General features: G+C 62.9%; 6 protein-coding genes. 2 read left to right on the top strand and 4 right to left on the bottom strand.

Going from position 1 to position 12,016, the window contains the following annotated elements; genetic code table 11:
• Positions 1-31 precede the first annotated feature (31 nt).
• Together pepN and DEJ54_RS11130 are read left to right on the top strand one after the other, a co-directional pair.
• Complete coding sequence (gene pepN, locus DEJ54_RS11135; RefSeq protein WP_113154624.1) at positions 32-2,677, top strand: aminopeptidase N; 2,646 nt, start codon at positions 32-34, stop codon at positions 2,675-2,677.
• A 130-nt stretch (positions 2,678-2,807) separates the two neighbouring features.
• Positions 2,808-5,144 carry a PAS domain-containing sensor histidine kinase gene (locus tag DEJ54_RS11130; RefSeq protein WP_162742259.1) on the top strand — a complete coding sequence of 779 codons (2,337 nt, stop codon included), beginning with the start codon at positions 2,808-2,810 and terminating at the stop codon, positions 5,142-5,144.
• Between the two features lie 25 nt (positions 5,145-5,169).
• Here the strand turns inward: DEJ54_RS11130 and DEJ54_RS11125 are convergent, their stop codons facing one another.
• The 4 genes from DEJ54_RS11125 to DEJ54_RS11110 all read right to left on the bottom strand — a co-directional run bounded on the left by DEJ54_RS11125 (position 5,170) and on the right by DEJ54_RS11110 (position 11,957).
• Positions 5,170-8,136 carry a bifunctional [glutamine synthetase] adenylyltransferase/[glutamine synthetase]-adenylyl-L-tyrosine phosphorylase gene (locus DEJ54_RS11125; RefSeq protein WP_113154622.1) on the bottom strand — a complete coding sequence of 989 codons (2,967 nt, stop codon included), beginning with the start codon at positions 8,134-8,136 and terminating at the stop codon, positions 5,170-5,172.
• 44 nt (positions 8,137-8,180) lie between these two features.
• The gene (locus DEJ54_RS11120) at positions 8,181-9,641 is read right to left on the bottom strand and encodes a HAMP domain-containing sensor histidine kinase (protein ID WP_204360794.1); all 1,461 of its coding nucleotides are present in this window, start codon (positions 9,639-9,641) and stop codon (positions 8,181-8,183) included.
• Positions 9,641-10,312, bottom strand: a complete 672-nt coding sequence (locus DEJ54_RS11115) for a response regulator transcription factor (protein WP_113154620.1) — start codon at positions 10,310-10,312, stop codon at positions 9,641-9,643. The genes DEJ54_RS11120 and DEJ54_RS11115 overlap by 1 nt, the downstream gene beginning before the upstream one ends.
• 97 nt (positions 10,313-10,409) lie before the next feature.
• The gene (locus DEJ54_RS11110; protein WP_113154619.1) at positions 10,410-11,957 is read right to left on the bottom strand and encodes a Do family serine endopeptidase; all 1,548 of its coding nucleotides are present in this window, start codon (positions 11,955-11,957) and stop codon (positions 10,410-10,412) included.
• Positions 11,958-12,016: the final 59 nt, after the last annotated feature.

The following is a 12,016-nucleotide window of genomic DNA, read 5'->3' as shown; positions in this document are numbered from 1 at the left end:
CACTGCGCCACAAGTCATGGAAAGAGTGAAGATGCGTACAGAAAGCGGCCAGATTTTTCGTCTCGAAGACTACAAACCCAGCGCCTATCTCATCCCCGGGATTGCGCTCGATTTCGCGCTGGACGCTGACGAAACGCTGGTGACGGCGCGGCTCCGGGTGGAACGGGCCGAGAATGCGCCGGACAATGCGCCGCTGGAACTTGATGGCGATGCGCTGACGCTGGAAGCGCTGAGAATCAACGGAGTCGATGCGCCCGTCTCAAGCTACGAGGCGACGCCCGACAAGCTGACGATCCGGAAACTCCCCGAGGAGCGGGAATTCGAGCTGACCATCGTCACGCGGGTCCTGCCTTCGAGCAACACGACACTGATGGGGCTTTATGTCTCAAGCGGCGTCTTCTGCACGCAGTGCGAGGCCGAGGGGTTTCGCCGGATCACCTATTTCCTCGACCGGCCTGACATCCTGTCGGTCTACACGGTGCGGATGGAAGCCGACCGCAAGGCTGCGCCCCTGCTTCTGTCGAACGGCAACCCGGTCGAGAGCGGCGCGCTTGAGAATGGCAGGCACTTTGCCGTCTGGCACGATCCGTTCCCGAAACCCTCCTACCTGTTTGCGCTGGTGGCGGGCGACCTTGGCGTGGTGACGGACAGCTTCACCACCGCGTCGGGACGCGAAGTCTCGCTCGGCATCTATGTGGAGCACGGCAAGGAAGAGCGCGCCGCCTACGCGATGGACGCGCTCAAGCGCTCCATGCGCTGGGACGAAGAGCGCTTCGGCCGGGAATACGATCTCGATGTGTTCAACATCGTGGCCGTGTCGGATTTCAACATGGGGGCGATGGAGAACAAGGGTCTCAACGTCTTCAACGACAAATATGTTCTGGCCGATGCGGAGACCGCCACGGATGTCGATTTCGCCAATATCGAGGCGATCATCGCGCATGAGTATTTCCACAATTGGACAGGCAACAGAATCACTTGCCGGGACTGGTTCCAGCTCTGCCTGAAGGAGGGTCTGACGGTTTTCCGCGACCATGAATTCTCTGCCGACGAGCGATCGCGCGCGGTCAAGCGCATCGGCGAGGTGCGCGCGCTCCGGGCGCATCAGTTCCCCGAGGATCAGGGACCGCTGGCCCATCCGGTGCGGCCGCGGCGCTATCGCGAGATCAACAATTTCTACACGGCGACCGTCTACGAAAAGGGCTCGGAAGTGGTGCGCATGCTGCGTACCATTCTGGGTGAAGAGGCGTTCCGCGCCGGCATGGACCTCTATTTCGAGCGGCATGACGGGCAGGCCGTGACAATTGAGGATTTTCTAAAAGCCTTCGAGGATGCCTCGGGCCGCGACCTCACCCAGTTCGCGCTCTGGTATCATCAGGCAGGAACCCCGAATGTGGCGCTCTCCTCGCGCTATGACGCCGAGGCGAAGACGCTGACGGTGGAGATCGAGCAGTCCGTTCCGCCAACACCTTCTGAAAGCCGCAAGCGGCTGATGCACATCCCCCTTGCCTTTGGCCTTGTCGGGCCGGAAGGTGAAGATCTCGCCTATGAAAGCGCTGAGGGCGCGGTGGTGGAAAACGGCGTCATTCACCTGCGCAAGCGCCGGCATACGATTGTTTTCAAAGGCGTAAATGCGCGGCCAGTGTTCTCGGTCAACCGTGGATTCTCAGCGCCGGTGACGCTCTGCAGCGAGGCCAGAACCGCCGACCGGCTGTTCCTGGCCCGCCATGACAGCGACCCGTTCTCGCGCTGGCAGGCGCTCACGACGCTCTTCACCGACACGCTGATTGCAGCAAGCAAGGCCGTGCGCGGCGGCAAGGAGCCGGCCTTCGCCGACGATCTCGTGCAGCTGGCGCTGGATCTGGCTGCCGATGCAACGCTGGAAGAGGCCTTCCGCGCACTGGTTCTGACCCTGCCCAGCGAGGCCGACGTGGCGCGTGAAATCGGTCATGACATCGATCCGGACGCCATCCACACGGCCCGCAGGGCACTGCTGGAGACCATTGCGCGGGCAGGACGGGAGACGTTTGGCGACCTCTATGAGGGACTGCATGACAACGCCCCCTTCTCGCCCGACGCCCGCAGCGCCGGACGCCGCGCCCTGCGCAACACGCTGCTGGAATATCTGGTGCTCGGCGAAGGGAATCCTCAGGCCGCACGCCGGCAGTTCGACGATGCCGACAACATGACCGAGCGCGCCGGCGCGCTGACCATTCTGGCGCAGTATTTCCACGACACGGAGGATGGCAGGGCTGCTCTTGCGGCCTTCGAGGAACGCTATCGCGACACGCCGCTGGTGCTCGACAAATGGCTTCAGATCCAGGCCATGATCCCCTCCGAAGGGGCCGTATCGCTGGTGCGGTCGCTGATGGAGCATCCGCATTTCTCGCTCGCCAATCCCAACCGCGTCCGGGCGCTGATCGGCACCTTCTCCATGGCCAACCAGACGGCCTTTCACAGCGCCGATGGCGAAGGCTACCGCCTTGTCGCCGACACGGTGCTGGCGCTGGACGGACAGAACCCGCAGGTGGCGGCAAGGCTGGCCACCGCATTCCGCTCGTGGCGGTCGCTCGAGAAGGGCCGGCGCGAACATGCCCGCGCGCTTCTTGCCGACATGGCGGGACGTAAAAACCTGTCGCGCGATCTTGCGGATATCCTTGAAAGGACACTGGCCTGAGGGGCCGCGTTAATAAGTTTTTTACCATGACATCTGGACAAGGCGAATCACCTTTGATTCCTTATGGATGATTCGGCAGCAGGCGGAGCCGAATCACCGAACTTAACCGAGGAACGAGGGAGCCCGTCGGATGGCGAAGGCAGGGGGTTGGGCTTTGCCCCTGATAGCGGGCATGGCTGCCGGGCCAAAAACCCGACGCGCAAGGCGTATGGGACTGGCTGGCAATGCCAAGATAATCGCTGCTCCGGCATACGAGCGTTTGCTGGCGGTGGAACCGTATCTGCGCCGCTCGATCCCCATTCTGATCATCATCTTTCTGCTGGTGCTGGCCGCAGCACGCCTTCTCTCGCTGTTCACCTGGCGCGACGACATCGAACGCGATGCGCGGACCATGCTGGCGCTTGCCGCAGATTCGCTCGCCGCAAGCGTGGCCGTGGACACGACCGAGGCCGACCCGACGCACAAGGCCCGCATGCTGATCGAGGAAGCGATGCGCCGCGCGGGTTCCGAAGACCAGCGCGTTCTGGCCATCACCGACAGCCGTTTCGACGTGATCGCAAGCTCGCCCAACGGGACCGACCTTGTCGGCCGTTCGCTGGAATCCGTGCTGACAGGCGGGCAGCCGCTCTTCCTGTTCGGCGCACGCGCCGGCGTGATGAACGTGGAAATCGGCGGCGAGAGCTGGCTTGCCTCGCTCGTGCATGTGCCCGGACAGGATGGCTCGGCGATTGCGCTGACCTCGCATGACGCGCTCTTTGCCGACTGGCGGCGCTCCGTCTCACTGAACGTGACGCTGTTTGCGCTGACAGCGGCGATCCTGATGGTGATCCTCTACGCCTATTTCAGCCAGGCCGCGCGGGCGCAGGCCGCCGACCGCATCTACATGGAAGCCCATCAACGGGTCGACATGGCCATGGTGCGCGGCAAGTGTGGCCTGTGGGACTGGGACATGGTGCGCGGCAAGATGTTCTGGTCGCGTTCGATGTTCGAGATGCTCGGCTACGAGACCACCGACGACATGCTTTCCTTCGGCGAGGTGGCGGAGATCATCCACCCCGAGGATGGCGATCTGTTCGATCTGGCCAACCGCATCGTGGCGCGCGAGATCGACCATGTGGACCGGGTTTTCCGGATGAAGCGCGCCGATGGCCAGTGGGTCTGGGTGCGCGCCCGCGCGCAGGTTGTCGACCCGAACGCGCCCGAACTGCACCTGATCGGCATTGCCGTGGACGTGACCGAGCAGCGCACGCTGGTGCAGCAGACGGAAGCGGCCGACCAGCGGCTGCGCACGGCAATCGAGAGCATCGGCGAATCCTTCGTTCTATGGGACTACGCAGAGCGCCTCGTCATGTGCAACACGAAGTACAAGCAGGATCTGGGCGTTGACCAGAGCATGATCGTGGCCGGCGCGCGCCGGCGCGACATAGAGGCCCATGCGCCCGCTTTCCGCTCCGAGCGGAGGCTGGCCATCCCCTCCGGCAATGGCAATGGCGCGACCTATGAGCGCCAGCTCGCAGACGGACGCTGGCTGCAGGTCACCGAGCTGAAGACGCGCGATGGCGGCACCGTGTCGGTGGGCACCGACATTACCCAGCTGAAGCAGCATCAGGGCAAGCTGGTCGACAGCGAACGCCGCCTGATGGCGACCATTCACGATCTGAGCCTTGCGCGCCGCGCCGAGCAGGAGCGCACCCGCGAGCTCAGCGAACTGAACCGCAAATACATGCGCGAGACCGAACGCGCCGAGGCGGCCAACCGCGCGAAATCGGAATTCCTGGCCAACATGTCCCATGAGCTGCGCACGCCGCTCAACGCCATCATCGGTTTCTCCGAGGTGATGCAGTCGGGCATGTTCGGCCCGCTCGGCTCCGAGCGCTATGCGGAATATGTTCAGGACATCTGTTCCAGCGGTTCCTACCTGCTGGGCGTGATCAACGACATTCTCGACATGTCGAAGATCGAGGCGGGCCAGTTCTCCGTCGATTGCGAGGAGATCGACCTGTGCCCGCTGATCCGCGAGACGGTGCGGGTGGTGGATCTGCAGGCAGCCGAGAAGTCCATCGACATGAAGATGGATATTCCGGAGACCATGCAGGTTTTCGCAGACCGCCGCGCCATCAAGCAGATCGTCATCAACCTGCTCTCCAACGCGGTGAAGTTCACCGGCGAAGGCGGACACATCTCGCTGCGCGCGCGCAAGGTTGGCCAGGCGGTGACGCTGACCATCGAAGATTCGGGCTGCGGCATTCCGCGCGATGCGCTGAAAAAGCTCGGACGGCCCTTCGAGCAGGTGCAGAACCAGTTCTCCAAGAGCCATACCGGCTCCGGGCTGGGGCTTGCCATCTCCCGCTCACTGGCGGAGCTGCATGGCGGTGTGCTGAAAATCCGCTCGACCGAAGGCGTCGGCACCATTGTGTCCGTCCGCCTGCCGGCAGGCGAGCGCAAGAAGCCGGCCGTGGCCGCCTGATGACAGTCGTTAGAGGCTGGTTCGCTTAATCCTGTTCAACCGCGCCGATGAGCGCCTCGAAATGCCGGCGCACCCTGCCGGCGGTTTCCTCCACATGGGCGGCAAGAACCGGCAGTTCCGGCAGGTCGGTCTGACGAAGAAGCAGATCGGCAAAGCCCGGCGGCGCTTCGTCCGGGTCAAAGCCGCCTTCGAGGCAAAGCCGCGTGGTCTGCGTGAGCGTCATGTAGAGCGCATGCGCATCGACCAGCTCCTGACGGACCTGCGGCGGACAGAAGCCCTCTGAAAGCGCGGACAGAACCTCGCCGGTTGCCGTGGCCTCCTCGCCCTGTTCCTCGATATTCCCGGTCAGGGCCGCAACCTGCGCGATGAATTCCAGATCGATCAAACCGCCGGGAACCAGCTTCAGATCCCAGATATCGCGGGCCGGCTTTTCCTCTTCGAGCAGGCGACGCATTTCCGCCGCCTCGCCGCGTATCTTCGCGGCATCGCGCGGCAGAGAGAGGATTTCGCCCACCTCCCCTTCAACGCGTTCCATGAGCGACGGGTCGCCGGCGACTGCGCGCGCACGCGTCAGCGCCATATGCTCCCATGTCCACGCCTCGTTGCGTTGGTAACGGGCGAAGGCCTCGATATTGGTGGCGACCGGCCCCTTGTTGCCGGACGGGCGAAGCCGCAGATCGAGTTCGTAAAGCACGCCCTCTGCGGTGGGGGCCGAAACGGCGGCGATCAGCCTCTGGGTGAGCCGCGCATAATATTCTGACGGCGCAAGCTCCTTCTTCCCGTCCGAATAATCCGCATCGGCATCGTGATCGTAAAGCAGGATCAGGTCGATGTCGGAACCGGCGGTCAACTCACGGCTACCCAGCTTGCCCATGCCCAGAATGGCGGCGCGCCCGCCGGCGATGCGGCCATGGCGTTCGGCAAAATTGTCGATCACCGCATCGAGCGCGGAGCCAACAGTAAGATCGGCGAGATCGGAAAACGCCTTGCCCGCACGGGACGCATCAATGACGCCGGTGAGAAGCCGGATGCCGATCAGGAATTTCTGCTCGGCGGCGAAGATGCGCAGCCGGTCGAGGATTTCCTCAAAAATCCGGGCTCCGGCCAGAAACGTGTCCAGCCGCTCGGCGAGATAGGCGCGATCCGGCAGTTCGGAGAGAAGCGCCGGATCGAGCAGACCGTCAAACACGTGCGGACGCCGTGTGATGATCGCCGCCAGCCTTGGGGCCGCTCCCATGATGCTGACCAGCATGTTGAGCAGCGCCGGGTTGGACTGTAGCAGCGAGAAAAGCTGAATGCCGGCTGGAAGACCCGCAAGGAACGTGTCGAAGCGCAGCAACGCCTCATCGGCGCGCCTTGTGCCGCCAAAGGCCTCGAGAAGCGCCGGCGTCAGCTCGGTCAGCCTTTCGCGCGCCTCGGCAGACTGTGTCGCGCGGTAGCGTCCATAGTGCCAGCCACGGATCACACGGCACATGTCGCTTGGCCGCTCGAAACCCAACTCGCTCAGCGTTTCGAGTGTGCCCGGATCGTCCACATCGCCGGTGAAGACGAGATTACCCACGCCGCGCGACAGCTGCGGCGCGGTCTCGAACAGGTCCGCATAATGCTGCTCCACGAGGCGCAGACTTTCGCGGAACGTTTCCGCAAACGACCCGGCGCTGTCAAAGCCCAGCATATGAGCGATGCGCTCCAGCTCGTCATCGTCTTCCGGCAATGTGTGTGTCTGTTCGTCAGCCACCATCTGCAGGGCGTGTTCCACATCCCTGAGGAACCAGTACTGGTGCGTCAGCGCATCGCGCGCTTCATCATCGATCCAGCCGCAGCGGGCAAGCTCCGCCAGCATCGTGACCGTACGCCGCCCGCGCAGCTCCGGAAATCGCCCGCCGGCAATGAGCTGCTGAGTCTGAACGAAGAACTCGATCTCGCGAATGCCGCCACGCCCGAGCTTGACGTTGTGGCCCTTGACCGCGACCTCGCCATGCCCCTTGTGTGCATGGATCTGGCGCTTGATGGAATGCACATCTGCAATCGCCGCATAGTCGAGATATTTGCGCCAGACATAGGGCTGCAGCTCCTTGAGGAAGCTCTCGCCGCCTGCGAGATCGCCCGCAATCGGCCGCGCCTTGATCATGGCCGCGCGTTCCCAGTTCTGGCCGCGGCTCTCGTAATAGTGAAGGGCGGCTCCGACCGGGATGGCAAGCGGCGTGGAGCCGGGATCGGGCCGCAGCCGCAGATCGGTGCGGAAGACATAGCCATGCTCGGTGCGGTCCTGAAGGATCCGCACCAGCCGGCGCGTCAGCCGTACGAACAGATCGACAGCCTCATAGGGCTCGGGGATGGCGGGCGCGTGCGGATCGACCAGAACGATCAGGTCGATATCGGATGAGAAGTTGAGTTCATTTGCGCCAAGCTTGCCCATGCCCAGAACGATCCAGCCACTGCCGCTGGAGGGGTCGGCGCGATCCGGCAGTTTGAGTTTTCCAGCCCGGTCCGCATCAAGGAGAAGAAAGTCGACGCTGGCGCGGATGCATTTGTCGGCAAGAAGGCTGAGCCGCTCGGTGGTGAGCGCCGTATCGGCGGCATCTGCCAAGCGGGCAATCGCGATCAAGAAATGCGCCTCGGCCTTCAGATCGCGAAGGGCCTTCATGAGGCCGCTCTCGCTCTGCCCCTCTTCAAAGGCGCTCTGCTCGATTGCCTCGAAAAGAACATCCAGCCGCGCGGCAAGCGGCGTGTCGAACAGGGCTTCCAGCGCTTGAGGGTTGCGGCGCGCGAAGTCACGCAGAAATGGCGACAGCCCGAACACGGCCGCGAGAAAATCCGTCAGCGCGGTTTTGCCTGCAAGAAGATCGCCGAACCGTTGGCATTCATTGTCACGGGCGGCCTCAAGCACCATTTCCAGCGCATCGGCAGCCTGCTCGGCGTCGGCGGGTGTCAGCGCCTTGACCGGCGCTCCGAACCACAGGCTCCCATCCGCAACCGCATCACGCCCCATTCCGGTCCCCTCTTCAGTCAGGCATTCTTGCTTGTCCGCCCCCGTCAGGCAGAGGCGTCACGCTTCTTGAAAATCGCTTCCGATTTCCGTTTCGGCGGCTCCGCGGGAAACACCATCGTGACGGCGAGACCGGGCGCATTGTCGGCAAATTCGAGGCGACCACCATGGAATGTCATCACCGCCTTGGCAAGGCTGAGACCGAGGCCGGAACCCGGCTGTGTACGGCTTTCCTCAAGCCGCACGAAACGCTCCGTCACGCGCTGCCGGTCCGCCTCGGATACGCCGGGGCCATTGTCGCGAACCGTCAAGCGGATTTCGTCGCCGACCTTGTCCAGAGAGACCTTCACTGCCGGGCTTTCGCCGGAACCGGCGGAATATTTGATGGCATTGTCGACGATGTTTGAGAGCGCCTGTCCGATCAGCTCGCGGTTGCCCGGCATTTCGAGCGCACCGTTGATCTGCGCTTCAAGCGCAACGCCCTGTTCCTCGGCCAGCGGCTCATAGAGTTCGACCACATCGGCGAGGATCGCGCGCAGATCGATGATCCCGGTCGCCTCGGCTGAATAGCCGGCCTCAAGGCGCGAGATCATCAGGATTGCATTGAAGGTGCGGATGAGCTGGTCGGATTCAGCAATCGTGCGCTCAAGCGCGGCGCGGTAATCCGCTGTCTCCGGCTTGCCGGCGAGTGCCGCTTCCGCCCGGTTGCGCAGTCTCGTCAGGGGCGTCTTCAGATCATGCGCGATGTTGTCGGAGACCTGGCGCAACCCTTCATTCAGGGCTGCGATGCGGTCGAGCATCTTGTTCAGATTGTCGGAGAGACGGTCGAACTCGTCGCCTGCGCTGGAGACCGGCAGCCGGTGCGACAGATCTCCACCCATGATGCTGCGACTTGCCTCAGACACGCGGTCGATGCGTTTCAGGGCGCGACGGCCGACGAAATACCAGATCAGCAACGCGCCGACACTCATGATTGCAAGCGTCACCACAAGGGCGCGCTGCATCACACTGCGGAATTTTTCGGGCTCTCCCAGGTCACGCCCGACCATTACGATGACCTGATTGGGCAGGCGAAAGACAACGGCCACCGCCTTGTGTTTGGCTTCACTCCCGTTCGGGTCCAGACGCACCTCGCCTTCACCGAAACGGCTGTAGGTGAACGGGCGCTCTGTCCAGCCCATCACATCCAGAACGCCCGGCTGGAGGCTTTCGACATTGCCTGAGAGAATGCGGCCATTGGCGTCTGCGAGCAGATAGAGATTTGCGCCCGGCTGGCGCGCGCGCGACTCAATCACGCGAACAAGTAGCGGCAGCCCACCCCGCCGATAAGAGCGATCAAGGCCGCGCACTTCTTCATTGATGGCATCGCGCGTCTGCCCGACCAGCATGCGGGCGGACAGAGACGTCATGTAGATGACGAGGAAAGAGGCACAGACGGCAAACAGGATGAGATAGAGCGCAGAGAGGCGCGCTGCCGTCGTGTTGAGGATGGAAAGGATGCGCGCCATCAGTCCTTCAGCATGTAGCCGGCGCCGCGCACCGTATGAAGGAGCGGCTTGTCAAAGCCCTTCTCGATCTTGCCGCGCAGGCGCGAGATATGCACGTCGATGACGTTGGTCTGCGGGTCAAAATGATAATCCCAGACATTTTCGAGCAGCATGGTGCGCGTCACCACCTGTCCGGCATGGCGCATCATGTATTCGAGAAGACGGAACTCGCGCGGCTGGAGCACGATCTCCTGCCCCGCGCGGCGCACCGTATGCGACAGGCGGTCGAGTTCAAGATCGCCGACCTGGTAGGAGGTCTCGACATCTTTCGCGCCTGCGCGACGGCGCAGCACTTCGATGCGGGCGAGCAGTTCGGAGAAGGCATAGGGTTTGGTGAGGTAATCATCGCCACCGGCGCGCAGACCCGTCACACGGTCGTCCACCTCGCCAAGTGCCGAAAGGATGAGCGCCGGGGTATCATTGCCGCCTTCACGCAGTTCCGTGATGATCGACAGGCCGTCACGGCGCGGCAGCATCCGGTCGACGACGAAAACATCGTAGCTGCCGGTATCGGCCATGGAAAAACCGGTATCGCCATCGCGGGCGATGTCTGCCGTGTGACCGGCTTCGGTAAAAGCGTTCTTCAGATAGTCCGCCGCTTCACGGTCGTCTTCGATAACAAGAATCTTCATACGCCCGTTATACCCCGTTTGCCGATCCAGCGAATTCAGAGAAGACAAACTCCCCCGCAAAGATTGCGGGGGAGATGTGAGGTCTTGTGTGAGGCGATCAGCCCTGGCCGGTTGGCAGGGCAACGAAACGGCTTGCGTCGTCACGCTGGATCTGGATCAGGACGGCCTTGCGACCGGCTTCAACGGCAGCCGCAACGGCTTCCTCGACATCCTTGCCTGACTTCACCGCCTGAGAGTTGACGGTGCGGATGATGTCGCCGGCGCGAATGCCGCGATCATCGGCGGGGCTGCCGGGCTCGACATCCGTGACAACGAGACCGTCACCATCTTCAGCCGGGGTAACCTTGAGGCCGAACTGCGCGTTCACCGCATCCGGCTGCGCGCCACCGCTTGCCGATGCCATTGTTTTGACGCCAGGCATTTCGGCAAGCGTCACCGTGAGGTTCTCGGTCTTGCCGTCGCGCCACACGGTCACCGCCACGTCATTGCCCGGGGCGTAGCCGGCGACAAGCCGTGCAAGCTCCTTGGGCGACGAGACCGGCTTGTCCTCTACGGCGATGATGATGTCGCCAGAGCGGATGCCAGCCTTGGCGGCAGGCTCACCAGCCTGCGCGTCGGCAATCAGCGCACCCTTTTCCTCGTCGAGGCCAACCGATTCAGCGATATCCTTGGTCACGGGCTGAATCTGGACACCGAGCCAGCCGCGCTCCACGGTACCGTCGTCGATCAGGTCTTTGACCACCTGTTTGGCGATGGACGCGGGAATAGCGAAGGCAATGCCCACATTGCCGCCCGAAGGCGAGAAGATTGCCGTGTTCACGCCAACGACTTCACCCGTCAGGTTGAAAGCCGGACCACCGGAGTTGCCGCGATTCACGGCAGCGTCGATCTGGATGAAGTCATCGTAAGGACCTGCGCCGATGTCACGACCACGCGCCGATACGATGCCCGCCGTCACGGTGCCGCCGAGACCGAACGGATTACCAACGGCCACGACCCAGTCGCCAACACGCACCTGCGCATCATCGGCGAAGTCGACATAGGTGAACTCGCGCTCTTCATCGACCTTCAGCACGGCAAGATCGGTGCGCGGGTCGGTGCCGACCAGCTTGGCGTCGATCTCGGTGCCGTCATCCATCACAACGGTGAAGCTGCTGCCACCTTCCACCACGTGGTTGTTGGTCACCAGATAACCGTCTTCGGAGATGAAGAAGCCGGAACCCTGAGAGACCGGACGTGCACGCTGGCGACGGTCGGGACGGCGGTCCTTCTCATAGCCGCGCTCACCACGCTCGCCGCGGAACTCGCGGAAGAAGCGCTCAAGCGGATGCCCTTCCGGCATTCCCTCGAAGCCCGGCATGTCGAAGAACGAGCCGCCACGGTCCGATGTGGTCTGGATTTCAGCCTTCACGCGCACGCTCACGACAGCGGGAGAAACCTCTTCCACGATGTCGGCAAAGCTCGGAGCCTGAACCGGCTGCTCGAGGCGAACGGCCTCAGCCATCACCGGCGCGGTTCCGCTCGTCACGACACCAAGGCCAACCGCACCTGCAATCGCAACAGACGCAATCGTGGCCATCAGCCGGCCGCGACCCTTGCCGATAACGCTCTTGTTTGTCGCGTTGTTGTCAGCATTCTGATGCATGGAATGATATCCTCTTGAAAACATTTCATTTCGGCGCGCCTCGCCGTCTTCGAAGACAG

The sequence above is a fragment of the Nitratireductor sp. OM-1 genome, assembly GCF_003296175.1.
GTDB classification, from domain to species: Bacteria; Pseudomonadota; Alphaproteobacteria; order Rhizobiales; family Rhizobiaceae; genus Nitratireductor; species Nitratireductor aquimarinus.
Note: the sequence above shows the minus strand (reverse complement) of the source record. Positions and strands in the feature narration are given on the sequence as shown.